The organism is Inhella gelatinilytica (genome assembly GCF_016093295.1).
In the GTDB taxonomy this organism is placed as follows: domain Bacteria; phylum Pseudomonadota; class Gammaproteobacteria; order Burkholderiales; family Burkholderiaceae_C; genus Inhella; species Inhella gelatinilytica.
Genome location: NZ_JAEDAL010000002.1, coordinates 405529 through 430993, shown reverse-complemented (window position 1 = coordinate 430993; position 25465 = coordinate 405529). Strand labels below are relative to the sequence as shown.

General features: G+C 66.3%; 23 protein-coding genes, 1 tRNA gene and 1 other RNA gene. 11 read left to right on the top strand and 14 right to left on the bottom strand.

What is annotated here, in order from left to right; genetic code table 11:
- Window position 1: 1 nt before the first annotated feature.
- Window positions 2-1177 (top strand): alpha-hydroxy acid oxidase, encoded by a 1176-nt coding sequence (locus tag I7X43_RS06915; protein WP_198100179.1) that lies wholly within the window; start codon window positions 2-4, stop codon window positions 1175-1177.
- Window positions 1174-1968 carry a DUF817 domain-containing protein gene (locus I7X43_RS06910; RefSeq protein WP_310737532.1) on the top strand — a complete coding sequence of 265 codons (795 nt, stop codon included), beginning with the start codon at window positions 1174-1176 and terminating at the stop codon, window positions 1966-1968. Before I7X43_RS06915 ends, I7X43_RS06910 begins: the two co-directional genes overlap by 4 nt.
- 13 nt (window positions 1969-1981) lie before the next feature.
- Here the strand turns inward: I7X43_RS06910 and I7X43_RS06905 are convergent, their stop codons facing one another.
- Window positions 1982-2542: a YaeQ family protein gene (locus I7X43_RS06905; RefSeq protein WP_198100178.1), complete on the bottom strand. Its 561-nt coding sequence runs from the start codon at window positions 2540-2542 to the stop codon at window positions 1982-1984.
- 76 nt (window positions 2543-2618) lie between these two features.
- Here I7X43_RS06905 and I7X43_RS06900 point away from each other — a divergent pair, with 76 nt between their 5' ends.
- Window positions 2619-3089: a glutaredoxin family protein gene (locus I7X43_RS06900; RefSeq protein WP_198100177.1), complete on the top strand. Its 471-nt coding sequence runs from the start codon at window positions 2619-2621 to the stop codon at window positions 3087-3089.
- Window positions 3090-3122: 33 nt separating this feature from the next.
- On the opposite strand, the gene I7X43_RS06895 is transcribed toward I7X43_RS06900, so the two are convergent.
- A complete protein-coding gene (locus I7X43_RS06895; RefSeq protein ID WP_198100176.1) occupies window positions 3123-3446 on the bottom strand; it encodes a hypothetical protein in 324 nt (107 codons plus the stop codon).
- Between the two features lie 159 nt (window positions 3447-3605).
- Here I7X43_RS06895 and I7X43_RS06890 point away from each other — a divergent pair, with 159 nt between their 5' ends.
- Window positions 3606-5489, top strand: a complete 1884-nt coding sequence (locus I7X43_RS06890) for a hypothetical protein (RefSeq protein ID WP_198100175.1) — start codon at window positions 3606-3608, stop codon at window positions 5487-5489.
- A gap of 33 nt (window positions 5490-5522) precedes the next feature.
- Here the strand turns inward: I7X43_RS06890 and dcd are convergent, their stop codons facing one another.
- Genes dcd through I7X43_RS06865 form a run of 5 tightly spaced genes read right to left on the bottom strand, consistent with a single transcriptional unit; the run spans window position 5523 to window position 11470 of the window.
- Entirely contained in the window at window positions 5523-6089 is a 567-nt protein-coding gene (gene dcd, locus I7X43_RS06885) for a dCTP deaminase (protein ID WP_198100174.1), read from the bottom strand.
- 33 nt (window positions 6090-6122) lie between these two features.
- Complete coding sequence (locus tag I7X43_RS06880; protein WP_198100173.1) at window positions 6123-9176, bottom strand: efflux RND transporter permease subunit; 3054 nt, start codon at window positions 9174-9176, stop codon at window positions 6123-6125.
- A gap of 3 nt (window positions 9177-9179) precedes the next feature.
- On the bottom strand, window positions 9180-10307 hold the full coding sequence (locus tag I7X43_RS06875) for an efflux RND transporter periplasmic adaptor subunit (protein ID WP_198100172.1): 1128 nt from the start codon (window positions 10305-10307) through the stop codon (window positions 9180-9182).
- The gene (rnhA, locus tag I7X43_RS06870) at window positions 10308-10778 is read right to left on the bottom strand and encodes a ribonuclease HI (RefSeq protein WP_198100171.1); all 471 of its coding nucleotides are present in this window, start codon (window positions 10776-10778) and stop codon (window positions 10308-10310) included. It lies immediately after the preceding gene.
- Window positions 10775-11470 (bottom strand): class I SAM-dependent methyltransferase, encoded by a 696-nt coding sequence (locus tag I7X43_RS06865; RefSeq protein ID WP_310737531.1) that lies wholly within the window; start codon window positions 11468-11470, stop codon window positions 10775-10777. Before I7X43_RS06865 ends, rnhA begins: the two co-directional genes overlap by 4 nt.
- A gap of 40 nt (window positions 11471-11510) precedes the next feature.
- Between I7X43_RS06865 and gloB the strand changes: the two genes are divergently transcribed.
- Genes gloB through I7X43_RS06850 form a run of 3 tightly spaced genes read left to right on the top strand, consistent with a single transcriptional unit; the run spans window position 11511 to window position 14231 of the window.
- A complete protein-coding gene (gene gloB / locus I7X43_RS06860; RefSeq protein WP_198100169.1) occupies window positions 11511-12308 on the top strand; it encodes a hydroxyacylglutathione hydrolase in 798 nt (265 codons plus the stop codon).
- Window positions 12308-13912, top strand: a complete 1605-nt coding sequence (locus tag I7X43_RS06855; protein ID WP_246480223.1) for a transglycosylase SLT domain-containing protein — start codon at window positions 12308-12310, stop codon at window positions 13910-13912. The genes gloB and I7X43_RS06855 overlap by 1 nt, the downstream gene beginning before the upstream one ends.
- A 16-nt stretch (window positions 13913-13928) precedes the next feature.
- Window positions 13929-14231: a hypothetical protein gene (locus tag I7X43_RS06850; RefSeq protein ID WP_198100168.1), complete on the top strand. Its 303-nt coding sequence runs from the start codon at window positions 13929-13931 to the stop codon at window positions 14229-14231.
- A gap of 53 nt (window positions 14232-14284) precedes the next feature.
- Here the strand turns inward: I7X43_RS06850 and I7X43_RS06845 are convergent, their stop codons facing one another.
- The 5 genes from I7X43_RS06845 to dnaX form a co-directional block, all read right to left on the bottom strand.
- A complete protein-coding gene (locus I7X43_RS06845; RefSeq protein WP_198100167.1) occupies window positions 14285-14677 on the bottom strand; it encodes an MAPEG family protein in 393 nt (130 codons plus the stop codon).
- Between the two features lie 64 nt (window positions 14678-14741).
- Entirely contained in the window at window positions 14742-15836 is a 1095-nt protein-coding gene (locus I7X43_RS06840; RefSeq protein WP_198100166.1) for a hypothetical protein, read from the bottom strand.
- Between the two features lies 1 nt (window position 15837).
- Window positions 15838-16419: a recombination mediator RecR gene (recR, locus tag I7X43_RS06835; RefSeq protein WP_198100165.1), complete on the bottom strand. Its 582-nt coding sequence runs from the start codon at window positions 16417-16419 to the stop codon at window positions 15838-15840.
- Window positions 16420-16556: 137 nt separating this feature from the next.
- Window positions 16557-16883, bottom strand: a complete 327-nt coding sequence (locus tag I7X43_RS06830; protein WP_198100164.1) for a YbaB/EbfC family nucleoid-associated protein — start codon at window positions 16881-16883, stop codon at window positions 16557-16559.
- Between the two features lie 13 nt (window positions 16884-16896).
- The gene (gene dnaX / locus I7X43_RS06825) at window positions 16897-18858 is read right to left on the bottom strand and encodes a DNA polymerase III subunit gamma/tau (protein ID WP_198100163.1); all 1962 of its coding nucleotides are present in this window, start codon (window positions 18856-18858) and stop codon (window positions 16897-16899) included.
- A gap of 92 nt (window positions 18859-18950) precedes the next feature.
- Between dnaX and I7X43_RS06820 the strand changes: the two genes are divergently transcribed.
- Window positions 18951-20936: a S46 family peptidase gene (locus I7X43_RS06820; RefSeq protein ID WP_198100162.1), complete on the top strand. Its 1986-nt coding sequence runs from the start codon at window positions 18951-18953 to the stop codon at window positions 20934-20936.
- 36 nt (window positions 20937-20972) lie between these two features.
- Here I7X43_RS06820 and I7X43_RS06815 read toward each other — a convergent pair whose 3' ends face one another.
- Window positions 20973-22244 carry an HD-GYP domain-containing protein gene (locus I7X43_RS06815; protein WP_246480222.1) on the bottom strand — a complete coding sequence of 424 codons (1272 nt, stop codon included), beginning with the start codon at window positions 22242-22244 and terminating at the stop codon, window positions 20973-20975.
- 119 nt (window positions 22245-22363) lie between these two features.
- Here I7X43_RS06815 and I7X43_RS06810 point away from each other — a divergent pair, with 119 nt between their 5' ends.
- The 3 genes from I7X43_RS06810 to I7X43_RS06800 all read left to right on the top strand — a co-directional run bounded on the left by I7X43_RS06810 (window position 22364) and on the right by I7X43_RS06800 (window position 23770).
- Window positions 22364-23473, top strand: coding sequence for an AIR synthase related protein (locus I7X43_RS06810; protein WP_198100161.1), 1110 nt, complete (start codon window positions 22364-22366; stop codon window positions 23471-23473).
- Between the two features lie 39 nt (window positions 23474-23512).
- Window positions 23513-23610: signal recognition particle sRNA small type (ffs, locus tag I7X43_RS06805), an RNA gene on the top strand.
- An 85-nt stretch (window positions 23611-23695) separates the two neighbouring features.
- A tRNA-Arg gene (locus I7X43_RS06800) sits at window positions 23696-23770 on the top strand.
- Window positions 23771-23791: 21 nt separating this feature from the next.
- Here I7X43_RS06800 and I7X43_RS06795 read toward each other — a convergent pair.
- Entirely contained in the window at window positions 23792-25423 is a 1632-nt protein-coding gene (locus I7X43_RS06795; RefSeq protein ID WP_198100160.1) for an ABC transporter permease, read from the bottom strand.
- Window positions 25424-25465: the final 42 nt, after the last annotated feature.

The following is a 25465-nucleotide window of genomic DNA, read 5'->3' as shown; positions in this document are numbered from 1 at the left end:
CATGAGCGCCGTCATCACCTGCATCGAAGACCTGCGTCGTCTCGCCCAGCGCCGCGTGCCGCGCATGTTCTATGACTACGCCGACGCGGGCAGTTGGACCGAGTCCACCTACCGGGCCAACGAGGCCGACTTTCAGGCGCTCAAGCTGCGCCAGCGCGTGGCCGTCAACCTGGAAAACCGCAGCGTGGCGGCGAGCCTGGTGGGGCAGCCCGTGCGCATGCCCGTGGCCCTGGCGCCCACCGGCCTGACCGGCATGCAACATGCCGACGGCGAGATGCTGGCCGCGCGTGCCGCCGAGCGCTTTGGTGTGCCCTTCACGCTCTCCACCATGAGCATCTGCTCCATCGAGGACGTCCGGTCGGCCACCGAAAAACCTTTTTGGTTTCAGCTGTACGTCATGAAGGACCGCGCCTTCGTCGAGGCCCTGATCGACCGCGCCAAGGCGGCCCAGTGCAGTGCCTTGGTGCTGACGCTGGACCTGCAAATCCTCGGTCAGCGCCACAAGGACCTCAAGAACGGGCTGTCCTCGCCCCCCAAACCGACGCTGGCCAACTTGATCAACCTGGCCACCAAGCCGCGCTGGTGCTGGGGCCTGGCGCGCACGCCGCGACGGGGCTTTGGCAACATCGTGGGCCATGCCAAAGGCGTGAGCAACACCACCAGCCTCGCCTCGTGGACGGCCGAACAATTCGACCCGGCGCTGAACTGGGGCGACGTGGAATGGATCAAAAAGCGCTGGGGCGGCAAGCTCATCCTCAAGGGCATCTTGGATGAGGAGGACGCCCGCCTGGCGGTCGCCAGTGGCGCCGACGCGCTCATCGTCTCCAACCACGGGGGGCGGCAACTGGACGGGGCCGAGAGCAGCATCGCGGTGCTGCCGCGCATCGTTCAGGCCGTGGGGCGAGACATCGAGGTCCATGTGGACGGCGGCATCCGCAGCGGCCAGGACGTGCTGAAGGCCTGGGCGCTGGGGGCCCGCGGCACCTACATCGGCCGCGCCTTCCTCTATGGCCTGGGGGCGATGGGCGAGGCGGGGGTCACGCGCTGCTTGGAGATCATCGAGCGGGAATTGGACCTGACCATGGCCTTTTGCGGCAAGACCCGCCTGGCCGACGTGGACCGCGGCGTGCTGGCGGCGCACGCCCTGCCCGCCTGGGCCCAGGCACCGGGCGCGTGAGGGCCTCAGGCGCCGAGTGGGCGCGGGATTTCGCCGCCTTCACGCTCAAAGAAGCCCAGGCCTGCTGGTTCGCCTTCCTGTTCTTCGTGGCCGTGTTTGCCGTGCCGCGCGAGGGGCTCCTGGGAGTGCCGCGATACGACGTGCTGCTGATCTGGGCCTTGCTGGTGCAGGCCCATTTGGTGTGGAGCGGCCGTGAAACCTGGGACGAGCTCAAGGCCATCACGCTGTTTCACCTGCTGGGCTTTGCGCTCGAAGTGTTCAAAACCTCGGCCGCCATCCGCTCCTGGAGCTACCCCGACTTCGCCTACACCAAGCTCTGGGGCGTGCCGCTGTTTTCGGGCTTCATGTACGCCGCCGTGGGCAGCTACATCATCCAGGCGTGGCGGCTCTTTGACCTGCGCGTGCGCCACCACCCGCCCTACGGGCTGGCGGGCCTGGCGGCAGGTGCCCTGTACCTGAACTTCTTTACCCAGCATGCGATCGGCGACTACCGCTGGGTGCTGGCCGCCTTTGCCTTGGGCCTCTATGCCCGCACCACGGTGGTGTTTCGCCCGCGCGAGCGGGACTACCGCATGCCGCTGGTGCTCGCCTTCGTGCTGATCGGCTTCTTCATCTGGCTGGCCGAGAACCTGGGCACCTTCTTCGGCCTCTGGGCCTATCCCCATCAACTGGGCGCCTGGGCCCGGGTGCACATGAGCAAATGGAGCGCCTGGACGCTGTTGGTGATCATGAGCTTCACCCTGGTGGTGCAGCTCAAACACATCAAGGCGCGCATCCACATCCCCGAGTAACGGGCGCCAAGGTTCAACGCCAGCGCTGCGCCTCGATCTCGGCCGACCCGGTGCCGCCGGTCAGCATCAGGTGGCCTTCCTGAATCGTGGCTTGCAGTTGCATGCTGCGCTCGGCCAAGGCAGTCAGCCCGGCCATGGCGGCATGAGGCAGCCGCCAGACCTGCAGCTTGTCCATGCGCGTGAGCTTGCTCTCAATGCCCTTCCACCAGACCTCGGCCGTGGGGCCATAGGCGTAAACCACCACGCTCTCGGCCTTGCTGCACGCCTTACTAAGCGCCTTGTCATCGGGCTGACCGACCTCGATCCACAGCCGCTTGGCGCCGGTGAAGTCCGTCAGCACCACATCCGGGTCGTCGGGGTCACACAGCCCTGCCCCAAAGCTGAGCGTGGCGTCACCGTTGCAGCGCGTTTGCAGCTCATGGGCATGCAAGGCCAGCGCCACGAGGCGCACCATCATGCGTTCGTCCGTCTCGCTGGGGTGACGCGCCAGCGTCAGGTTGTGGTCGGCGTAGTAGCCGTGGTCGATGTCGGCCACGCCGAGCGCCGCCTTGTACACAGTGGATTTGAGGGCCATGCGGACATTGTCGCGGCGCAAACAGATCTCGAAACCCTGTGCACAGGGCACGATTGCCTCATCCACAATCAATCCCATGATTCGCATCGCCCTACTGGCGCTCGCCTGCGCCGCCATGCCCACCGCTGCGCAACCGCTGTACAAATCCATCGGCCCGGATGGGCGAGTGATTTACAGCGACAAGCCTCCAACCGATGGCAGCAAGCCCAGCCAACTGCACCTCAAGGTCGCGCCGCCCTCCGCAACACCGCCCGGTGCAGTTGGAAAGGCGGCGGACAAGAAACCGGACAGCCCAGGGCCGGCGCTCGGGATGGTGCGTCTGTACACCACGCAATGGTGTGGCTACTGCCGCCAAGCCCGGGCCTACCTATTCGCGAATCGGATTCCCTTCCTGGAAATCGACACCGAAAATCCAGATGGGGCCCTGGAGTACCGGCGCGTTCGACCCGGCAGCAAAGCCGTGCCCTACCTGGTGGCGGGAGACCGCTCCACAGCAGGATTTACCGCCGCGTCGTACGACGAGTTCTTCTCTGCCTTTCGCCGTTAAGGCGGCGCCCGTCCACGACGCTGGCGGAAACGCTCAATTCACCAACCCGAGCCACTGCCCAGCGTTTTGGTAGCGCTGGTAGAGCGCTTCGGCCATTTCCGCAAGGGGAGCACAGGCGCTGTTGCGGCCGTTTTGCAGCAAGGTGTGCGCATAGGGCGCATCAAAAAGCATGCGGGTCGCCTCGACCCCTTGGCCCTGCGTTTGCATCAGTCGAGCAAAGCGCTGCAGTTCATTCAAACTGGCCGGCGCCCCCAGCCCACCCAGGCTGAACAGCCCGTCCAGCCGCGCGTCGAACCACGGAGCACCCGGCGCATCAGCGTCCGGTGCAGCGGCTTGGGAGAGGAGATCGATGACCATGGTCAGGATGCTGCCGCGCTGGCCGTCAAACTTGAGCCGGAAAAAGCAGGGAATTGCCGGCCAATTTCCTGCAGGGGTTTCACCCCGTTGATTGCGTCCTGAGGCCGCGCCCCCCTTTCGACAATCGGCGCGTCGTTCACCCTGATTGCCGTCGCCACCATGCGTTGCTCTCTCACCCTGCCCCTGCTGGTTTTCGCCCTTCTGAGCGCATGTGGCGGCAAGGGCGACGGTGAAGCGGCCACCCCACCCGGCTCCAGCGCCAGCGCGCCGCCCCCCACGCCGCCCATTCTTTCGGGCGTGGTGTCGGTGGGTGCGCCCGTCGGGGGCGCGACCGTGAGCGTCGTGGACGCCAAAGGCGTGGCGCTGGGCAAAGTCACGGCCAATGCGGTGGATGGCAGCTATCGCCTGACGTTACCGGCCGCCAGTCCCGCACTGCCTTTGCTCCTGCAGGCCCAAGGTGTCGACGCGGCCGGGCTGCCCGTCCTGTTCCACACGCTGGTGCCCACTGCGGCGAACAGCGCCACGACGACCGTTCACCTGACACCGCTGACTCAGGCGGTTACAGCGTTGGCGCTGGGCGATGACCCGGCTCCTTCGTTCGCCAAAGCCGCCGATGCCGGCCTGGTCGACGCCGGCAAGCGGGTGGCCGATGCCGCCACCTTCCTAAAGAGCTTGCTGAAGTCGCCGCTCACCGACGTCAAGATCACCGACGCCAGCAAGCTGGACCTGATCAGCGATGCCGGATTTGCCACCAGCAAGAGCAGCGCCGACCTGCTGCTCGAATCCACCCGCGTGTGGATCGACCGCGAGAGTGGCAAGCTCGCACTGGCGAGCAAATTTGTCCCCAGTCCGGCGGCAGAGGTGGAAGTCAAGCTGAGCACGGCAAAAACCGAGCTCGCCAAGGGTTCGACCGGGGTGCCGGCCAGTGCCGTCACCACGACGGCGGTGGTCACGAGTGCGGCGGCCACCGTCTTGCCACCTGCCACCACGCTGGACGGCATCGTGACCACGCTCAACCCGCTGCTGGCCCAAACGGGCGCCAGCGCCACCACCTTCAGCGGCAGCACCGCGCTGACGGGCTACACCCAGCATGAGGGCCGAACCTTGGCCGATCTGGCCAATTTGCTGCTGGCCTGGAACAACCGCGGGCTGCAACTGGGGCCTTTGCAGATCTTGGGCTGCCTGGACGAAGTCATCACCAAAGGCAATTGCCTGCGAGTCGCGGTGGCCAGCGCGGTCACCGACCGCAGTGGCAAGGTCCAAGAACGCCTGATCAATGCCGCCACCTACAGCGCCACCACCAAACGCTGGTCCCTGGTGGGCAACGGCAAGGGAGTCGGCTTTGCCGTTGTGCCCTTCAGCGCCCAACACTACCTGTTCGACGGCACGGTTGATGCCAGTGCGGGGACCACACCCGGCAAGGGTGTTGAAGTCCGGCTGACGGGACAACCGTCTGGAATCAGCTCAGCTACGGTACAGACCGCCATCGGCTTCGCCCTGCCCTTGGCCACCTGCCAGCAAACGCTGTTGTGCGTGGCCCCCGTCGGTGCCGTCTCGGTGATCCCCACCGGGGGGCCCAGCGATCAATGGCTGACGCCCGGCACGATTGGCTGGCTGGGGGGTGCCGATGCAGTACGAGGCGCCCTCTTTCGCGCCGGCTATTCCACCGTCGGTGGGGCCGAAACCGCGCAAAGCTACTTGCCCACTTCGATGGAACTGGAGCCAACCACCGCCCGGCACCCGGTGCTGGAAGGCCTTTCGACCGAGGCGCCGCTGGCCCTGACGCAGCTCATGCAGGGCGTCACGGTGAAATGGAGCACTTGGGCGGCAGCCCAACCGGACTTGCGAGTGCTCCGGGTTCGCGCGCTCTTGCGCTACTCCAATGGCGTGTTGCGCCAGGAGGTGGTGGTGGAGCCGGGGGCGACGCAGGCCGCGATCCCCGCCTTTGGGGCCGTGCCCACGCGCACCGTGGCGGAGGTGTGGCTGGAAGCCGCCGACGGCCAGGGGCGCCGACACTACAGCCGTTATCTGGTCAAGGTGTGATCCGCCTGGGCAACAGGCCCGGGCCCATCGCGCTCAAGTCTTGGGCAGGGTGACGCCCTTTTGCCCTTGGTACTTACCGCCCCGGTCGCGGTAGCTCGTTTCGCACACTTCGTCGGACTCAAAGAACAGCACCTGGGCGCAACCCTCGCCAGCGTAAATCTTGGCGGGCAGCGGCGTGGTGTTGCTGAACTCCAGCGTCACATGGCCCTCCCATTCGGGCTCGAAGGGGGTGACGTTCACGATGATGCCGCAGCGCGCGTAAGTGCTCTTGCCCAAGCAAATGGTGAGCACATTGCGCGGGATGCGGAAGTACTCGACGGTGCGGGCCAGCGCAAAGCTGTTGGGCGGAATGATGCACACGTCGGATTCGATGTTGACGAAGCTCTTTTCGTCAAACGCCTTGGGGTCCACCACGGTGCTGTACACGTTGGTGAACACTTTGAACTCCGGCGCGCAGCGGATGTCGTAGCCGTAAGAGCTGGTGCCGTAGCTCACGATGCGCCGGCCATTGACCTCGCGCACCTGCCCGGGCTCGAAGGGTTCAATCATTCCGTGCTGTTCCGCCATGCGGCGGATCCACTTGTCGCTCTTGATCGTCATGGCTGGGTGCTCCGGTCAGGGGCGCGCATTGTCTCAGGGCAGGGCCGCTTCGGTCTTGGGGCCGGGCACGCGTTTGCGCGCCATCAAGCTCACGAGGGTGGGCACCACGAACAGGGTCAGCACCGTGCCCAGGCTCATGCCGCCCACGATCACCCAACCGATGGGCTGCCGGCTTTCAGCCCCCGCCCCATGCGCCAGGGCCAAGGGCAACGCCCCCAGCACCATGGCGCCCGTGGTCATCAAGATGGGCCGCAAGCGGTGGACGCTGGCTTGCAGCACCGCGTCTTGCAAGGCCAAGCCTTCGCGCCGCAGCTGATTGCTGAACTCCACAATCAAGATGCCGTGCTTGGTGATCAAGCCCACCAAGGTGATCAAGCCAATCTGGCTGAAGGTGTTGAGCGTACCGCCCGATAGCTTAAGCGCCAGCAGCGCCCCCACCAGGGAGAGCGGCACGGCCATCAGGATGATGAAGGGGTCGATGAAACTCTCAAACTGCGCCGCCAGCACCAAGAAGATGAACAACACCGCGAGCGCAAACACCGTGTTCAAGGCGCCGCTCGATGCCCGGAATTCACGGCTCACGCCGGTGACGTCCGTGGCGTACCCGGGCGGCAGCACCTGTTTGGCGATGCGGTCCATCTCGGTCAGCGCCTGGCCCAGTGCGAAGTCGGGGGCCAGGTTGGCGGTGATGACCACCGCCCGGCGTTGGTTGAAATGGTTCAGCTCACGGGGGCTGACCGTCTCGCGCACCTGAACCAAGCTGCGCAGCGGAATCATCGCGTCGCCCCGGCCCCGGACAAAGAGGCGTTCGATTTGGTCCGGCGTGGTGCGGGCGGCCCCGTCCAGCTGCACCATCACGTCGTACTGTTCGGCCTCCCGCTTGTAGCGGGTGACATTGCGGCTGCCCAGCAAGGTCTCGATCGCCCGCGCCACTTGGTCCACGCTCACCCCGGCGTCTTGCGCGCGGTCCCGGTCCACCTCCAGCACCAGTTCCGGCTTGTTCAGCCGCAAGTCGGAATCGGGCTGAACAAAACCGGGGGTTTTGGCCATTTCGGCCAAAAAGGCCTGCGTCACTTTGCCCAGGTTGCCCCAGCTGTCATTGGCGATCAGCACATAGGACAACGGGCGCTCGCGGAAGCCTTGGCCCAGGCTGGGCGGCGTGATGGGAAACGCCGTCACCCCCGGCAACTGGGCGATTTGGGGCTGCAGGTGCTGCGCAATGTCGCGCGTGCTACGCGTGCGCTGGTCCCAGTCCACCAAGCGAAGAATGGTCATGCCGCTGCTGACCTGCCCGCCGCCAATGAAGGCAAAGGCTCGCTCCAATTCCGGGTATTGATTGCCCAACGCCGCCACGGCATCCAGGTAGCGCGCCGTGTACTGCAGCGTCGCCCCGTCCGGCGCCGACACCGGCATGATGATGACACCCCGGTCTTCAATGGGCGCCAGCTCCCGCTGGGCGCTGCTCCACAGCCACCAGCTGGCGATGCCGCTGGCCACCATCACCACCAGAACCCCCCAGCGATGACGCAAGCTGAAACCCAGCGCCCGGCGATAGCCGTGGTCCAGCCCCTGCAAGGCCGCTTCGATGAAGCGCTCGAAGCGACCAGGCTGATGGGCTTTCAGCAAGACGCTGCACATCATCGGTGTGAGCGTGAGCGCCACAAAACCCGACACCACGACGGCGCCGGCCAGCGTCAGCGCAAATTCGGTGAAAAGGCGCCCCGTGCGCCCCGGCGTAAAGGCCAGGGGGGCAAACACCGCCGCCAGCGTCAAGGTCATGGCAATGACTGCAAACCCGATCTCGCGGCTGCCCTTGATGGCCGCCTGAAACGGGGTCATCCCCTCTTCGATGTGGCGGTAGATGTTTTCCAGCACCACGATGGCGTCGTCCACCACCAATCCGATGGCCAACACCAGGGCCAGCAAGGTCAGCGTATTGAGCGTGAAGCCCGCCAGACTGATGAGCGCAAAGCTACCGATCAAACTCACCGGAATCGTGACCAGGGGAATGATCGAGGCGCGCAGGGTCCGCAAGAACACGAACACCACCAGCGCCACCAGCACCACCGCCTCGGCGATGGTTCGGTACACCGACTGCACCGACCGCTCAATGAAGATGGAGCTATCGGCGGCCAACTCGGGCTCGATACCCTCGGGCAACTCGGCCTGGATCTGGGGCAGGATTTTTTGCACACCCGCACTGACTTCCAGCGGGTTGGCGGTAGCCTGTTTGATCACCCCCACACCGACCGAGGGCACGCCATTCAGGCGCACACGCGAGCGCTCGTCCGCCGCGGACTCCTCCACCCGCGCCACATCGCGCAACCGCACCACCGCCCCATTGCGCTGGGCCACCACCACTTCTTCAAACTGGGGCACGGTGTTGAGATCGGTGCGCGCGGTCACATTGAATTCGCGCTGCTCGCTCTCGATCCGCCCGGCCGGCACCTCCAGGTTCTGGCGGCGCAGCGCGTCTTCCACGTCCTGCACCGTCAGCCGATAGGCCGCCAGACGGTCTGCGTCAATCCACACCCGCATCGCGTAGCGCCGCTCGCCGTTGATCTCCACGTCGGCCACACCGGGCACGGTCTGCAGGCGCGGGCGCACCAAGCGGCTGACGATGTCCGTCACCTGCATGGGGTCATAGGTGGTGGACTTGAACGCAATCCGAATCATGGGCGAAGCGTCGGCCTCGACTTTGGAAATCGTCGGCTCATCGGCCGCGCTGGGCAAGCGGGCGCGCACACGCGCGACCCGATCCCGCACTTCCGCCGCCGCGTCATCGGGCTGTTTGGTCAAAACAAACCGAACGGTGATCTGACTGCGCTCGCTGCGCGAAATGCTGGTCAGTTGCTCGACGCCGTCAATCCCCGCGATGGAGTCTTCCAGCACTTTGCTGACCTGACTTTCGATCACTTCCGAGCTGGCGCCCGCCAATCGCGTGGAGACGGTCACCACCGGCTCATCGATGCGGGGGTATTCGCGCAAGCTCAGCTGCTTGAACGACACCGCACCGATCAGGACGATCAACAAGGACATGACGACGGCCAAAACCGGCCGGCGAATGGAAATTTCAGCCAACTGCATAGATCAAGGCTTTCCGTTGCTGGCCTTGGCCGCTGCTTTGGGCGCCGAGCCCAGTGACTGGAGATCCACGGGTTTGATCGGCGCCTTGTCGCCCCGCAGCCGCTGCTGCCCGGCACTCACGACTTGATCACCGGCCTGCACGCCCTCGAGCAGCTCGACCCAGCCCGGCTTGCGTGCGCCCACTTTCACGGGAACCCGATGCGCCTCGGCCCCCACCACCCGGTACACAAACAGCTTGCCCCCTTGGGGGACCAGGGCTTCTTCGGGCACCCAAAGGGCCGCCTCGCGGCGCCCCAGTTCCAAAGCCACCCGAACAAACAGCCCGGTGCGCAACCCAGCTTTGGTCTGGGTCAGTCGCGCGCGAACCAGCAGCGCCCGCCCATTGGCATCGGCTTGCGTGTCGACCGCTTCGACGAGCGCCGCCAGCGGCTGTCCTGGCAGGGCATCGACGGTGACTTGGACCGGTTGGCCCACCTTCAGACGCCCGGCCAACTGCTCGGCCACACGGAAATCGGCGTAGAAGCGACGGGTGTCCTCCAGGCCCACCAAGTCCGCGCCTTCTTTGACGTAATCGCCCACGCTGACCAAACGAATACCCGCCACCCCCGCAAACGGGGCCCGAACCTGATAGCGCTGGACCTGCGCCTGGGCCAGGGCCACCTGCGCTTGCGCCACTTGAGCCGCCATCTGCGCCTGCTCCACAGCACTCGGGCTCACAAAACCCTGCGCCTGCAACTCCTCTTGCCGCCGCACCTGGCTTTGCGCCGTCGCGGCCTGCGCCTGCGCCTGCTGAAGTTGGGCTCGAACCACCGAGTCGTCCAATTGCACGAGGACAGCGCCCGCGCTGACCTTCTGACCGTCTTTGATGGCCAGCTTGACGATGCGGCCCTGCACTTCCGGTCGCAGCATCGTGGTCTGCTGGGCCCGCAGGCTGCCTACCGCTTGCGCGGCCTCCAGGGCATCGTCACGGCGCACCGAAGCCACTTCGACGGCTGCAGGCGGGGGTGCCTTGCCCGCCCCCGCTCCCGCGCCACCACCGGCAGCCTTGGGCGCAGCCGACGGCCCACTCGATTGAGCCCACACACCCGCCACCACCACCACGGCGCCCAGCGCCCACACCACTCGCTTCATTTATTTCCCACCTTTTAGGGCCAATTCCACGCCCCGGTTGGCCAATTCATCGGCCCGCTCATTGCCCTCGTGGCCCGCATGGCCCTTCACCCAGTGCCATTTGATTTCATGCAGCGCGGCCAACCCGGCCAGGCGCAACCACAACTCTTGATTCTTTACGGGCGCCCCCGCGGCCGTCTTCCACCCACGGCGCACCCATCCTGGCAGCCACTCGGTCATGCCCTTGAGCACGTACTCGCTGTCGGTGTACAGCTGGATCTTGCAACTGCGTTTGAGTGCGGCCAGGGCTTCGATCACCGCCGTCATCTCCATCTGGTTGTTGGTGGTGGACGGGGAGCCGCCGAACATCTCCTTTTGGTGACCGCCGGCAATCATCCACACGCCCCAGCCCCCTGGGCCCGGGTTGCCCTTGCAGGCCCCATCGGTGTACAGCGTCACCTCCGGCTTTTTGATCGCGACCGTGGCATTCATGATTTGCGGATTCCTTCGCGTGAAGAGCGGCTGGGCAAGGCGACTGCCGCCGCCGGACGCCGTCCGGGGCCCGACCGAGCCAAGCCCACCAAGCGCATGCCGTGCACGCGCTTAACAGCCTGAATGAAATAAACCGCCCCAAAAACGGGCCACCAGGTGGGGCCGTGGCGGTCCATGAACTGCCAAGCCTCCAACCACGGCGCGCGTGACCAGGGCGGACGGTAGCAGCCAAACTGCGCTTGGGTGACATCAAAACTGAGCAGTCGCAGCCAATCCCGCAATCGGCGATACCCAATGCGTTCGCGCCCGGTGGCACGGTTGTCACGCCACTGCTGGGGGTGCAACCCCCACAGGCTGGCGGGGTTCAGCCCCAACAAGAGCAGGCGTCCCTCTGGCCGCAGCACGCGCGCCGCCTCCGCCAAACGGTGATGCGGATCCGGTGCGGTTTCCAGGGTGTGCGGCAGCACCAACAGGTCCAAGCTGTCATTGGAAAAAGGCAGCGCATCGAAGGAACAGTGCAGGTCACCCGCCGATTCGTCTGCCAACCACCGGTTGGGCATGCGGTTCGCGCGCAACCCCTCCAGGGCGGGCCAACCCAGCTGGACCGCATGAAAACCAAACAAATCCGCGACCGCTTGATCCAAGCGCGCTTGTTCCCAGGCCAGCAGGTAGCGACCTCGGGGTGACTCCAACCAGGAGGCAACTCCTAAAATAGCGTCCTCCTGCGCTGTCATGGCTCCGCCACACCCCGTGCTTTCGCTGATTCCGGTCCCCGCCTTGGCGGACAACTACATCTGGTTGTTGCACGACGGCCGCAATGCCCTGGCCGTGGACCCGGGTGAAGCGGCCCCGCTGCGCAACGCGTTACAGGCCTTGAGCCTGACTCTGCGGGCCATTCTAGTGACGCACCATCACGGCGATCACCATGGGGGTTTGGCCGATCTGAAGGCTGATGCTGGAGCGGATCTGCCCGTTTTTGGCCCCAGCGCCGAGGCGATCGCAGGGGTCACCGCGCCCGTGCGCGACGGCGACCGCCTGCACCTGCTCGGTCACCCCGTCGACGTCCTGGCCGTCCCCGGCCACACGTGGGGCCACGTTGCCTACGTCGTGCAGGCGCAGCCCCCCGTTCTGTTCTGTGGCGACACGCTGTTCGGCGCCGGCTGTGGGCGGCTGTTTGAGGGCACTCCCGCGCACATGTTGAACTCGCTGGAGCGGCTGGCCAGCCTTCCCCCCGAAACCCGCGTCTGCCCGGCCCATGAATACACAGTCGCCAACCTGCGTTTCGCGCAGGCCGTAGACCCCGCCTCCCGTGCCGTTGAAGCCCGCCTGGCGTCTGCTTTGGCGCAACGGGCCGCCGGCGCGCCCACGCTGCCGTCAACCCTGGCGCTGGAATGCGCCACCAACCCTTTCTTGCGCAGCCGTGATGCCACGGTTCGCACCGCCGCCCAACTTCGGGCCCCTGCACCTGCGGAATCGGACGAACCTGTGGCCGTCTTTACCGCACTCCGCCAGTGGAAGAACCAGTTTTGATGAACGCTCTGCGCGGCGCCCTGGAGCGCCCAACCCCCCTCGCCCTCGGTCTGGCCCTGCTGCTCGGCGCTTGCGCAGCACCCGGCCCAGGTCCGGCCGACGTCAGCAGCCCCAGCCGCTACTGGGGCCAGCCGCTGGATCCTGCTGGGGCAGCCTCCGCGACCCCATCCGGGGTGGCCGAGGCCCTACCGGCCTTGCCGCTGACGCCTCAGGCCTTGGAGCAGGCCGCCGCCCGTGCGGTGGATGACTTGAACCCTGACCAACCCATGGTGGACTTTCAGTCCCCCGAGGCCCAGCAAGACCTGTGGCAACGCTTGCGAGCGCGATTGGTGCTCGATAACTTGGACGGCCCACGGGTCGACAAGTGGGAGACTTTCTACGCCAAGCGGCCGGACTATGTGGACCGCATGCTCGAGCGCGGCAGCCGCTACCTGTTCCACATCGTTCAGGAGGTGGAAAAGCGTGAGCTGCCGATGGAACTGGCCCTCTTGCCGTTCATCGAATCGGCCTTCAACCCGGAAAGCCAAAGCCACGCCAAGGCCGTGGGCATGTGGCAGTTCATGAGCGCCACGGGCAAAGACTTTTCGCTCAAACAGAACCTATTCCGGGACGACCGGCGAGACGTGCTGGCCAGCACCCGCGCGGCGTTGGACTACCTGGCCCAGCTGGGGCGACGGTACGACGGCGACTGGCAGTTGGCGCTGGCCGCCTACAACTGGGGCATGGGCAACGTGGACCGGGCGCTCAAGCAGCTGGAACGCCAGCGCAAACCGCGCCAGTACGCGCTGATGAAGATGCCCAACGAAACGGCCGACTACCTGCCGAAATTGCAGGCGGTGAAAAACCTGGTTCTGCGTCCCGACGGTTTTGGTGTCCAGCTCCCCCCGTTGGCCAACCATCCTTACTTTTTGAGTGTCAACATCGCGGGTGACCTGGATGTGGAATTGGCGGCGCAATTGGCCGGCCTGACGCCCGAGCGCTTCCGTCAGTTCAACCCGCAGATGAACAAGCCTCTGATCTTGGCTGCGGCATCCCCTCAAGTGCTCTTGCCTTATGAGAACGCCGAGCGCTTCGTCGGCGCCCTGGCCGATTACACCGGCCCCAAAGCCAGTTGGACCGCGTTGCAACTGCCCAAGACCATGAAGCCCGCCGAGGCCGCCAAGTGGGCCGGCATGAGCGAGGCCGAGCTGCGTGAGATCAACCGCATCCCGCCGCGCATGAACATCAAGGCCGGCTCGACCCTGCTCGTGCCGCGCACAGCCCAGCGTGACCACGATGTCTCTGAGCACCTGGCCGACACCGCGGCCTTGGCCCTGGCACCCGATGCGCCGGCTCGGGTGGCCACCAAAGTGACGGTGCGCGCGGGGGACACGCTGAGCACCGTGGCGCGCCGTCACGGCGTCACGCCCGCCCAGATGGCCGACTGGAACAAGCTGAGCCTGACCACACGCCTCAAAACGGGGACCCAGCTGACGGCCTACCTCGCCCCAGCCAAGAAGACGGTGGCCAGCGCCAAGCCCAAAGCCCCCGCCAAGGCCAAGACCCGCCCCGCCAAAGTCACCCAGACCAAGGCCACGACCCAGCGCGCCAAGGTCAAGGGCTGAGAGGCAACAGTAGCCTATGCCCTACTTCCAGGTTTTGTTGCACGGCGACGGCGTGCGGATTTCCGGCGAAGACCCGAAATGGGACATCGTCGGCTTCTACACAACTCGAATCGTTCGGGCCGCGGACAACAAGAAAGCCATCGAAGCAGCATGCGCCTCGGTTCAGAAGGAATGGCTCAAACGTGAATGTGTCGCAAATAACTCTGGTGGTCCGCCAATCCTGACGGTCGAATCCATTGAGCCGTCAACAGTCTGGGCTTGGTTACGCGCTCGCAATATGGGGCACTCGTTTTACGGTCCAGATGAGGGTCAGACCTGACGCAAGTCGGCGCAACGCTACCGCAAATGCGTCGGCGACATCACGCCATTCCGTTAAACGAAAAACAGCGCCACGCTCAGGCCCACGCCCACCGACCACACGATGCTGCGCGCCAGCGCGCGGTCCGTCAGGTAGCAGGCGATGTAGCCCACCCGGGCCGCCACAAAGGCGGCGGCCAGGGCATCGACCGTGGCTTGCGGGGCCTGCGCCTGCTGGGCCACCAGCACGCCGGCGATGAACAGCGGCAAGGCCTCGAACCCGTTGGCCTGCGCCGCATTGGCGCGCGCGCTGCGCCCCGTCTGCTTGGCCAACCAGGCGCGCGGGTCGTGGTTGTCATAGCCGCCGTCGCGGCGGCGCTTGCCAAAGCCCGGTGATTTGGCGATACCGCCGCAAATCACCGGCAAGGCGCAGGCGGCAAGGATGCACAGGTTGGCCAACGTGGTCATGGGCGGTTCCGGCTGGAGTGGAAAGCTGCGGATGATCGCACCAGGCCACAAGCCCCTTTGCGCCTCAGGGGGGCCAGGGTTGGCCGGGCTTGTGCTTGCCTGAGATCAAAGCCGCCACGAAGGCCTGGGCCTCGGCCCAGCGCTGTTGCAGGCATTCGGTGGTGCGGCAGCCGGGAAGAACGTAGCGACGCATCTCGCGTATTTGCGCGGGACTCAGCCCCTGAGCAACCATCCAGCGCTCGAGGTTCTCAAATCGCCGAGCCCAGTCCTCCAAATCGTGCGGTTGAAAAACTTTCACCCTCAAATGGGCGCTGGCCAACAGGTGGGTCTCCGCCCACCGGCGCTCGTCGTCCACACAGCCAATGCCGCCTACGCAGAGGAAATTTTCCTGCGCCGCCTGCTCGCAGTTCCCGATCTCTTGGCAGGCCGCAAGCGCCAACGCCTTGTGCAACATGGCGTCGTCGGCTTGCCCCTCAAGCAAGGTACTGCTGGACCAACCGATCCAGTCAAACGGAACCGTCCAGACGTGAGGCATTACCCCCGCAAGCAGCGCTGCCGACCCTTGCGACTGCGCAAACGCGATCGCCGCCAATCGCTCCTCCGCTTTCAGGGTCTGCCCCCGAAATACTCGAATCAGCAGCACTGCCGCCTTCGAGTCCGGGCCGGCATCTAGCAGACGGAACTCCCCCTTTCGCGCCTCCCTCGCACCCTCACATCGCTCAACATATCGCTGAACTCGCTCCCGCTGAGCAGCCGTCCACCCTTTGGCGAGTTCGGCATAGGACGACCCTGAGCGGATGGCGAGGGTTGCAAACTGCGCCTGATCGTCACACTCCCGCGCCATCTGGTAGGTGGCAACGATGTCCTGCAACGCCCCACTCACCCGCGCCTGATGCACCCGCTGGCGCAGCGTCAGGCTGTAGTTGCGGCGGTAGGCCTCGCGCCAACGCACAGCGGGTGTTTCGGTACTGGTATTTGCCGCGCTGGCCGCAGCGGCGGGCGTAGCGGCTGCAGCCGGCTCCACCGACCAGACCGGCTTGGGCGCATACGCCGCCCGGTCCTCGGGGGTAGCGGGGCCAAGCACGACGGCAATCGTGATCAGCAGCAAGGCCACAAATCCCGCCGCGATCAACCAACGGCGCCAGCGCAGGGCCCGCATCTCAGCGCCGATCCGCCAGGGCGTGGGCCAGGGTGCCCAGGTCGACGAATTCCAGTTCGCTGCCCACGGGCACGCCGCGGGCGAGCCGGGTGACGGACAGGCCGCGGGACTTCAGCGCCTCACCCAGCAAATAGGCGGTGGCCTCGCCCTCGGCGGTGAAGCTGGTGGCCAGGATGACCTCGCGCACCCCGCCGTCCAGGGCCCGCGCGATCAGGGCCTCGCCGCCGATGTCCTTGGGGCCCCGGCCATCGAGGGGGCTGACCCGTCCGCCCAGCACGAAGTAGTAACCGCGGTAGCTGCCGCTGCGCTCCAGCACCGCCTGGTCGGCAGGGCTTTCGACCACGGCGAGCAAGCCGAGATCGCGCGTGCCATCGCTGCACACGGCGCACACCGGCGCCTCCGAAAACCCATGGCAGCGCGTGCAGGTCTGCACCCGTGCCAAGGCCTCGGTCAGCCCCGCGATGAGTTGCTGCGCGCCCGCGCGGTCGTGCTGCAGCAGGTGGTAGGCCATGCGCTGGGCACTCTTGGGCCCCACCCCCGGCAGGCGCCGCAGGGCTTCAACAAGCTGATCGAGCGCGGCCATTAAAACCCTTGGATCGGTTTAAGTCGTTGGGATGCCGTAGCGAGCGGCCCGAGTTGGCGTCGAAGCGCGGAACCGCACTGGCGTGCGGTGAGCACTGCAGGCGCCAAATCGGGCGGCGCAGTAGGCAGACCAATGACTTAAAAGGGGAATTTCATGCCCGGGGGCAACGGCAGGCCGGCGGTCAGCTTGGACATCTTCGCCTCGCTCGTTTCAGCCGCGCGGCGCACGGCGTCGTTGAAGGCGGCGGCCACCAGGTCTTCCAGCATGTCTTTGTCGTCCGCCAGCAGGCTGGGGTCGATCTGCACACGGCGCACGTCATGCTTGCAGGTCATGGTGACCTTGACCAGACCGGCGCCACTCTGACCCTCGACCTCGATGCTGCCCAGTTCTTCTTGCGCGCGCTTGAGGTTGTCTTGCATGGCCTGGGCTTGCTTCATCAAGCCGGCCAGTTGGTTCTTCATCATGATGGGGTCCTTCTTAACTATCCAGCGGGCGCACCGAGCCAGGCACGATGCGCGCGGTTTCGAAATGGCGCTTGAGCGCCGCAAATTCAGGGGATTCGGCCACGTCGCTTTCGGCCTGGCGCTGTCGCTCGGCCTTGGCTGCCGCGTCACGCAGCGCGGGGCTGTCTTGCACCGGGCCGACGCCCACGGTCAGCTGCACCACCCCGCCCGCCTTTTCAGCCAGGGCGGCTTCCAGTTTGGCAGGGCCGGGGGCCATGCCCAGTGCCTCGGTCGTCACTTGGAGGTGAACCACCCACGGCAAACTTTCTTGCTCCAGACGCAAACATTGCGCCTGCAGGGCCAGGGTACGGGCCAACGCGGTGATGGGCAGATCCGCCACCAGGGCCGCCCAGGCGGCGCCCAGCGGCGTGGGCACCAGGGCTGGAGCCCCATCGCCCGCGGCTGAGCGCTGCAGCGCCGCCGGAGCCGGAGCGGCCGGAGCCCCGTCCAACGCCGGCGCGGCCCGATCCAAATCCACCGGAAGCTCCGCTTCCATCGCGGCACTCGGTCCTTCTTCGTCCTGGGGCGGTAGGTCCACCCAGGGCGGCGGCTCATCTTGCGCCGACCCGGCCGGAACCGGCGCAGCACTTTGAGGCGCCGCAGGCGGCGGACTGGGGCGCGGGGCCACCGGACGCGTTGGCAATGCGGGTGAAACCGGTTCCGGCACCCGCACGGGCTGAACCGGCGTGATGGGTTCCACCGGGCGGTGCGCCGTTACCGCCGGGGCCGATGCCGCCGGGGCTGGCGCCTGGGCTGCCGCAGCTGGTACCGGCACATTGAGTCGGGCCGCGAGCTCGCTGCGCTTGAAGGCCGCGGCGCTGGGCGCGGGCCCGTCGCCTGCCGGACGGAACGCCAACACGCGCAAGAGCAACATCAGCAGCCCCGCGTGCTCGTCGGCGCTGAGCGGAAGTTCGGCCCGCCCCTGGAGCAGGAGCGAATACGCCAGTTGCAGCAGGTCGGCAGGCCAGGCTTCAGCCAAGCGCTGGGCCTCCGGGGTGTCGGGGTCTTGGCCATCCAGCGCCTGCGGAGCGGCTTGGGCCAACGCAATCAGTTGCAGCCAGCGAGCCAATTCATCCAGCGCCCCGGGCGCGTGGTGCCCGGCCGAGCGCAACCCGTCGACGCCCTGGACCAAGGCCAGGGCATCGCCCCCGGCCAGCGCCTCCAGCAACTGCAACGCCTGAGCACGGGGCGTGGAACCCAGCATGGCCAAGACCTGGCTTTCCGCGACCTGCCCGCCCCCATAGGCGATGGCTTGGTCGGTAAGGGACAGGGCATCGCGCATCGAACCGCGGGCAGCTCGCCCCAGCAAGCGCAAGGCCCCCGCCTCACTGGCAATGCCCTCGGCCCCCAGCACAGTGCCCAAGTGCTGCGCGACCAGGGCGGGAGGCAGCGGTCGCAAATTGAATTGCAGGCAGCGACTCAACACGGTCACCGGGACCTTTTGGGGATCCGTCGTAGCCAGCACGAACTTCAGGTACTCCGGCGGCTCCTCCAGCGTCTTCAACATGGCGTTGAAGGCATGGGTGCTGAGCATGTGCACTTCGTCGATCATGTAGACCTTGGTGCGGCCCACAACCGGCTTGTAAACGGCTTGATCGAGCAGCTGCGAAATCTCTTCCACGCCCCGATTGCTGGCCGCGTCGAGTTCCACGTAATCCACAAAGCGACCGGCGTCGATGTCGCGGCAAGCCGCGCACACCCCGCAGGGCTCCGCTGTCACCCCCCCTTGGCCATCCGGGCCTTGGCAATTGAGCGCCTTGGCCAAGATCCGCGAAACCGTGGTCTTGCCCACGCCCCGCGTGCCCGTGAACAAATAGGCATGGTGCAGCCGCCCGGTTGCCAGCGCGTGGCCCAGCGCCTGGGTGACGTGTTCCTGCCCAACCAGCTCAGAAAAGCGGCGCGGACGGTAGTGGCGGGCGAGGACTCGTGCGCTCATGGCTGTGCGGAAAGTAAGGGCGGGATTCTAGGCAGGCGCCACCGGGTCGGGGCTGGCTATGCTGATCGTCTTGCTGTTGTACCGATCACATCATGCTGTTACGCGCCCTGCCCCTTGTGTTGTCCGTGGTGACGTCAGCTCATGCCGCCGATGGCATGTGGCCCCTGGATCGCTTGCCCCACCGAGCGCTGGCCGACCATTTGGGGCAACCAGCATCGTCCGCCTGGGTTGCCAAATTGCAAGGCGCGGCGTTGAACCTCGACGGCGCCTCGGGCAGCTTTGTGTCCAAGGACGGGCTGGTGCTGACCAACCACCACGTCGTGAGCGACTGCATCGACCGCTTGAGCACGGCCCAGAACGATCTCGCCGCAGCAGGGTTTGTGGCCGCTGAACGAAGGGATGAACGTCCCTGCCCGGGCATGACCGCCCGCTTGCTGCTCGATATTCAGACGGTTGAGTTGCCCAGCGACAGCGTCGGGCGACGTGCTGCGCTGCAAAAACTGGAAGCCGAGTGCCCCAAAGGGCAGCACTGCGAACTGGTGTCCCTTTATGGTGGCGCGGTGCAGCAGCAGTACCGCTACCTGCGTTTCACCGATTTGCGCTTGGTGATGGCGCCGGAGACGCAGGCGGCCAATTTCGGTGGCGATGACGACAACTTTGCTTATCCGCGCTTTGCGTTCGACTTCGCCTTGCTGCGTGTTTACCACCAAGGGCAGCCCTGGCGGCCTGCGCAGTGGCTGCGACCGGCCGCTCAAAACCCCAAGCTCGGCGACGCGATCTTTGTGCCGGGCCATCCTTGGCGCACCGATCGATTGCTCACGGTGGCCCAACTCACCGCTTTGCGCGATGCCCAACTGCCCGCGGAAATCACCACCGCCGAGCACGAACAGGCCGTGCTGCACCGCTATGCCGCGCGCAATGCCGAGTCGGCTCGCCAAGCGCTGGAACCCATCAATGGGCTGGAAAACGGCTTGAAAGCGAAACGGGGGGAATGGTCCGCGCTGAAAGATCTCGAAATTTGGGAAGCCAAGGTAAAGGAGGAAGGTCTGTTGCGCCGTCGAGCGGAATCGGACGCCCCCTGGCAAGTGGCCGAACAAGCCGCTCGCGCACAGCAACGCCTGATCCGCGAGCTGTTGGCCATGAAGCCCCAATACAACACCGCGCTGGACGATGCCCTCACCCTCGCCGCACTGCAGGCCGAGGCCGCAAGGCCGGCGGCCCAGCGCTTGGAAACGTATGACGGCGCGACCGCCTCCCAGCTCGCCGAGGAACTGCGTGCCCCCCACCCGTTTCACGCCGAACTGGAAACGCTTCGCCTAACGGCCTTCATCGAACGCGCCCACACCGCCCTTGGTGCCACCGACCCGTTCGTGCGGGCCCTGTTGGGCCCCCACCCCACCGCGCAGGCGGCCGCGAAGGCCTGGCTGGCTGGCACGCAGGTGGGCGATGCCAAACAACGAGCCCGCTGGCTGGCCCTGAAGCCCGCCGAGTTCGGGCGCGTGGCCGACCCCCTCATTCAGCTGGCCCGCGCGTTGCATCCGCTGCGCCGCGCCGTGCTCGAAGCCTATGCCCGGGAGGTCACCCAGCCCTTGCGCACCAATGCCGATGCGCTGGCCCAGGCCCGCTGGAAGGTCCTGGGCGACGGCAGCCCGCCCGATGCCACGGGCACCCTACGACTGTCTTTCGGCCGCGTCGCGGAGGTTGTGAGCGGCGGACAGCGCCAACCTTGGTTCACGACCTTGGATGGCTTGTGGGCCCGCCATGATGGGTTTGGAGGCAAGCCCCCCTTTGACTTGGCGCCCCGACTGGCCGCCCTGCGACGCGACCTGCCGGGTTCAACCCCCCTGAACTTCATCTGCACCGCCGACATCATTGGAGGCAATTCCGGCTCGCCCGCGGTCAACGCAGACGGCGACTGGGTGGGGGTGGTGTTTGATGGCAATCTCGACTCTCTGGCCGGACGCTTTGCCTTCGACGAGCGGGGCAACCGGGCGACCGTGGTTCACCAGGCGGCCATTCGCGTGGCGCTGCGACAGCTTTACGCCGCCGCTCACTTGGCCCAAGAGTTGGGGCTGTAACCCCCACACACGGGCCCACGCCTGGGCGACCTGCCCTCACTGGGCAAAGTGTTTGCGGATTTGCGCTTCGAGCAGCTGTCGGGCGCTGTGTTCCGTGCTGCCTTGGAGGGCCTGTCCGATTTCTTCCGACAGGCGCTCAAAAACCGCCATCACCGCCGGGTCGAAGTGGCGGCCCGAGTCCTGGCGCAGGATCTGCATCACTTGACCAAAGGGCAAGGGCTCTTTGTAGGGCCGCTTGGACGAGAGGGCATCGAACACATCGGCCACCGCAAAGATGCGCGCCGACAGTGGAATGGCCTCCCCCGCCAGGCGCCGTGGGTAGCCCGTGCCATCCCACTTTTCGTGGTGGCCCGCAACCACTTCGTTGGCGCCATCCAGCCACCCCATGCCCGTCACGATTTCCTCGCCCTGGCTGACATGGGTGCGCATCAGGGCCATTTCTGCGTCATCCAAGCGCGCCGGCTTCAGCAAGATGGCATCGGCAATGCCGATCTTGCCGACATCGTGCAAGAAGCTGCCCGCAATCAACGCCTGCATCGCACTCCCGGTCAGCCCAAACTCCTCCCCAATACGGGCCGCAATCCAGGCCACCCGGTAGTTGTGCGCGCCCGTGTCGGAGTCCCGCTTGGCGATGGCACGCCCCAGGGCCTCCATCATGGAAATATGCGAGTCCAACACCTCCAGCGTCTTGCGTTCGTTCTCAGCCGACAAGGTGACCACGATGGGGTAGATGGCCGCGCCGCACAGCAACGCACTCAAGCCCACGATCGCCGCCAACTTCACGGCTGCGGCCTGAACACTTTGGCGCTGCCAGGCGGGCACGATGCGGACGCCTTCAAAGTAACCACTGAGCTGCTGCGACGTGGGCGAGCGCAACGGGATGAACACCCGCAAAGCCCAATGATCGGCCCCGACCGTGAGGCTTTCGTACGAGGCCGCTGCATAGGCCGGCCTGCCGTGGTTTGGCATCAGTTTTTCAACCGATTCGCCCAGCGGCGTCAGGGATTCGGCGAGTTTGGCTCCGCCAGCGTCGTAGATCTCGGCAATGTCAAAAAACCCGCCCGACAAGTTCATCACCGCCACCTGAGCGGCCACGGCCGCGTTGGCCGCGGACCAGTCGGCCGCGCCATAGTGGCGCAACAACCGGTTGGACTCCTCCACCGCCAAGGACACCACTTCGCTTTCAGCGTTGGCCCGCGCAACCCACCACGCCAACGGTGCCACGATCGCGACCAAAAGCACGGTCACCCCCGCGATGCGGGCTGCGGCTCGGCGATTGAAGCGGTTCATGACCAGAAGCGGGTGCATGAAACCAGGATAGCCGAGGGTGACCCGCCGCGGGAATGCCCGAGACGCCGCGCCGCGCGGCCGGCACCAGCGGCGCCTGAGACAATCGCGGGTTTTCGCGCACACGCCCCTGCACGCCCATGAGCCAAACCACGCCCCTCACCTACGACCAAGCCGGCGTCAATTACGACCTGATCGACCCCCTGAAGGTGAGCGCCCAGCGCGCGGCCGCCAGTACCGCCGCGCAACTCGCCGGCCATGGGTTCAGCGAGGTGCAGGCCTCGCGCGGCGAGTCGGCCTACGTGGTGGATGTGGGCCCCTTCTACATGGCCTCGATCGTGGAATGCTTGGGCACCAAGACCCTGGTCGCCGATGAAATGGCGCGCCTCACCGGCCAAAGCCATTACGACGCGATTGCCCAGGACACCATCGCCATGGCGGTGAACGACTTGATCACCGTGGGCGCGACGCCGCTGGTGGTGCAAGCCTATTGGGCCGCCGGCGGCAGCGACTGGTTTGGCAATGCCCCGCGTGCCCAGGCCCTGGTGGCCGGCTGGAAGGCCGCGTGTGACACCTGCGGCGTGGCCTGGGGTGGCGGTGAGACCCCAGCGCTGGCTGGCATCGTGGAGAACGATCGCATCGACCTGGCCGCCTCTTGCACCGGCCTCATCAACCCCAAAAGCCGACTGTCGGTGGGCGACCGATTGGGCGCCGGCGACGCCATCGTGCTGCTGGCCGCCAGCGGCATCCATGCCAATGGCTTATCGCTGGCACGCAAGCTGGCGGAGCGCCTGCCCCAGGGCTACTTGACCGAGATTGAGCCGGGCCTGACCTACGGCGCCGCCTTGCTGGCCCCCACGCCGCTGTACTCGCCCGTCACCGAGGCGTTGTTTAAGGCAGGGCTGACCGTGCACTACAGCGCGAACGTCACCGGCCACGGCTGGCGCAAACTGTTGCGTCACCCGGGCCAACTGACCTACCGCATCCACACCGTCCCCCCCGTGCCGCCGGTGCTGCGCTTCATGCAGCGGGAGTGCCACCTGGATGACCGCGAGGCCTACTCCACGCTCAACATGGGCGCGGGCTTTGCCCTCTTCGTGCCGGCCGCGCAAGCTGAGGCGGTGGTCAAGGTCGCGCAGGACTGCGGCATCGCCGCATGGCACGCCGGCCAAGTCGAAGCGGGGGCCAAGCGCCTGCTCATCGAGCCGCTGGGCATCGAGTTTTCCGACGCCGACCTGCAACTGCGCTGAGCGGCAAAAGCAGCACGCTCTCCGCATAGAATGCGCGCTGACGGGCCTCCCCGCATGGGAGCGCGCCCAACCGGGTCAGGTGGGGAACCAAGCAGCCCTCAGCGTTGCAACCAGTGCCGGGGGTAAGGCTCGTCAACCCACCTTGCCACCGCCCCGTGCGGCTGGCCCGCTCAAAGCCCGGTCCACCCGGGCTTTGCCGCTTCCGGGCCGACCGCCCGATCGCTCGCCATAGTTCAATGGATAGAACGGACCCCTCCTAAGGGTCAGATGCAGGTTCGATTCCTGCTGGCGGGGCCAACAACCCCCAGGCCCGCATCGTCACTTGAATCGCATGGCGCGCCACAGCAGGGCCACTGGCACCAGCCCGACGGCCACGATGGCGAGCGCGGGCGCGGCGGCTTCGGCCAATCGCTCATCCCGTGCCAGCTGGTAGGCGACCACGGCCAGCGTATCGCTGTCAAAGGGGCGCAGTACCAGGGTTGCGGGCAGCTCCTTCATGACGTCCACAAACACCAGCAACGCGGCAGCCAGTGTGGCGCGAGACAGCAGCGGTGCGTGCACCTCGCGCGCCAAGCGCCAGTTGGAAGCCCCCAGCATGCGGGCACTTTCGTCCAAACTGCCTGGAATGCGGGCGAACCCCGCGTCAATGGACTGCAAGGCCACACCGCCAAAGCGAACGGTGTAGGCCCACAGCAGCCCGAGCGCCGTCCCCGTCATGAGCGGAGCCGCCTGGGGCCACACGGTCTGCACCCAGCCAATGGGCAGCAGCAGGCCCACGGCGATCACGGCTCCGGGGACGGCGTAGCCCAGGCCAAGCAGCCGATTGACCGCCGACATCAGCCGCGTCGGCAGGGCCGCCGGATCGGTTTGCAGGCGGCGCGACACCGCCAGGGCCACAGCCAACGCCACCGTCAACACGGCCGCCAGCAGCGCGAGTTTCAAGCTGGTCAAGGCCCATTCGGGGTAGCGAGCCCAGGCCTGAGCCCCTTCGCCCGAAACATGGCTTTGCCAGGCCATGCGGGCCAACCAACCGGCGGGCAAGAAGAATCCCAGTGTGACCGGCAGCGCGCACAGGGCATTGGCAAGCCAGGCGCGGTGCCCACGCAAGAGGGTCAGGCCCTGGGCTGAATCTTCGGCCCGACTCTGGGCCCGGGGGCCCGCAAACCGCAACTGCGCTTGCGCGCGCTGCTCCAGCGCCAAAAAGAGGCTGACCGCAAGCAGCAAGAGGGATGCCAGTTGGGCCGCAGCCAACCGGTCGCCCTGCACCAGCCAGGCCTTGTACACGCCGGTGGTCAGGGTGCTGAGCCCGAAGTAGCTGCCTACCCCGTAATCCGCCAGCGTTTCCATCAGCGCCAGTGCCATACCGGCCACCAAGGCAGGTCGCGCCAGCGGCAGCGCCACGGTGGCCATGCGCCGCCACACGCCCGCACCCAACAGCCGAGCCGCCTCCATCAACGGGCCCGCACGCTCCGACAGCGCCGTTCGCGTGAGCAGGTAGACATAGGGGTAAAGACACACGCTGAAAAGCAACATGGCGCCTGGCAGGCTGCGCACATCGCCCCACAGTGCCCCTTGCAGTCCCAATTGCTGACGCAGCGCCACCTGGACCGGCCCGCTGAATTGCAGCGCATCGGTGTACGCATAAGCCGCCACGTAGGCCGGCATGGCCATCGGCAAGAGCAGCGCCACATCCCACCAGCGGCGCCCCGGGAACCGAAACAAACTCACCAGCGCGGCCGCACCGCCCCCCAGGGCCACCGAGCCCGCGGCCACACCGACCGTCAAGAGCGTGGACTGGCTCAAATACCCCCACAGCACCGTGTCCGCCAAGTGGCGCCACTGAGCCCAACCCGCCGCGTCCAAGCTCGCCCAGGCGCCCATGACCGTCAGGACGGGCAAGGCCAAGCCCAGACCCACCGCGGCCCAAATCCAACCCAGTGTGCGCTGCATCAACAAATGAGAACAAGGTGCATTTGCATCCAGTCATTATCA

What these genes read in the sequence shown, in the direction of transcription:
- I7X43_RS06915 (WP_198100179.1), top strand. Translation starts at nt 2, where the DNA reads ATGAGCGCCGTCATCACCTGCATCGAAGACCTGCGTCGTCTCGCCCAG.
- I7X43_RS06905 (WP_198100178.1), bottom strand. Translation starts at nt 2,542, where the DNA reads ATGGCCCTCAAATCCACTGTGTACAAGGCGGCGCTCGGCGTGGCCGAC.
- I7X43_RS06900 (WP_198100177.1), top strand. Translation starts at nt 2,619, where the DNA reads ATGATTCGCATCGCCCTACTGGCGCTCGCCTGCGCCGCCATGCCCACC.
- I7X43_RS06895 (WP_198100176.1), bottom strand. Translation starts at nt 3,446, where the DNA reads ATGGTCATCGATCTCCTCTCCCAAGCCGCTGCACCGGACGCTGATGCG.
- I7X43_RS06890 (WP_198100175.1), top strand. Translation starts at nt 3,606, where the DNA reads ATGCGTTGCTCTCTCACCCTGCCCCTGCTGGTTTTCGCCCTTCTGAGC.
- dcd (WP_198100174.1), bottom strand. Translation starts at nt 6,089, where the DNA reads ATGACGATCAAGAGCGACAAGTGGATCCGCCGCATGGCGGAACAGCAC.
- I7X43_RS06880 (WP_198100173.1), bottom strand. Translation starts at nt 9,176, where the DNA reads ATGCAGTTGGCTGAAATTTCCATTCGCCGGCCGGTTTTGGCCGTCGTC.
- I7X43_RS06875 (WP_198100172.1), bottom strand. Translation starts at nt 10,307, where the DNA reads ATGAAGCGAGTGGTGTGGGCGCTGGGCGCCGTGGTGGTGGTGGCGGGT.
- rnhA (WP_198100171.1), bottom strand. Translation starts at nt 10,778, where the DNA reads ATGAATGCCACGGTCGCGATCAAAAAGCCGGAGGTGACGCTGTACACC.
- gloB (WP_198100169.1), top strand. Translation starts at nt 11,511, where the DNA reads ATGGCTCCGCCACACCCCGTGCTTTCGCTGATTCCGGTCCCCGCCTTG.
- I7X43_RS06855 (WP_246480223.1), top strand. Translation starts at nt 12,308, where the DNA reads ATGAACGCTCTGCGCGGCGCCCTGGAGCGCCCAACCCCCCTCGCCCTC.
- I7X43_RS06850 (WP_198100168.1), top strand. Translation starts at nt 13,929, where the DNA reads ATGCCCTACTTCCAGGTTTTGTTGCACGGCGACGGCGTGCGGATTTCC.
- I7X43_RS06845 (WP_198100167.1), bottom strand. Translation starts at nt 14,677, where the DNA reads ATGACCACGTTGGCCAACCTGTGCATCCTTGCCGCCTGCGCCTTGCCG.
- I7X43_RS06840 (WP_198100166.1), bottom strand. Translation starts at nt 15,836, where the DNA reads ATGCGGGCCCTGCGCTGGCGCCGTTGGTTGATCGCGGCGGGATTTGTG.
- recR (WP_198100165.1), bottom strand. Translation starts at nt 16,419, where the DNA reads ATGGCCGCGCTCGATCAGCTTGTTGAAGCCCTGCGGCGCCTGCCGGGG.
- I7X43_RS06830 (WP_198100164.1), bottom strand. Translation starts at nt 16,883, where the DNA reads ATGATGAAGAACCAACTGGCCGGCTTGATGAAGCAAGCCCAGGCCATG.
- dnaX (WP_198100163.1), bottom strand. Translation starts at nt 18,858, where the DNA reads ATGAGCGCACGAGTCCTCGCCCGCCACTACCGTCCGCGCCGCTTTTCT.
- I7X43_RS06820 (WP_198100162.1), top strand. Translation starts at nt 18,951, where the DNA reads ATGCTGTTACGCGCCCTGCCCCTTGTGTTGTCCGTGGTGACGTCAGCT.
- I7X43_RS06815 (WP_246480222.1), bottom strand. Translation starts at nt 22,244, where the DNA reads ATGCACCCGCTTCTGGTCATGAACCGCTTCAATCGCCGAGCCGCAGCC.
- I7X43_RS06810 (WP_198100161.1), top strand. Translation starts at nt 22,364, where the DNA reads ATGAGCCAAACCACGCCCCTCACCTACGACCAAGCCGGCGTCAATTAC.
- I7X43_RS06795 (WP_198100160.1), bottom strand. Translation starts at nt 25,423, where the DNA reads ATGCAGCGCACACTGGGTTGGATTTGGGCCGCGGTGGGTCTGGGCTTG.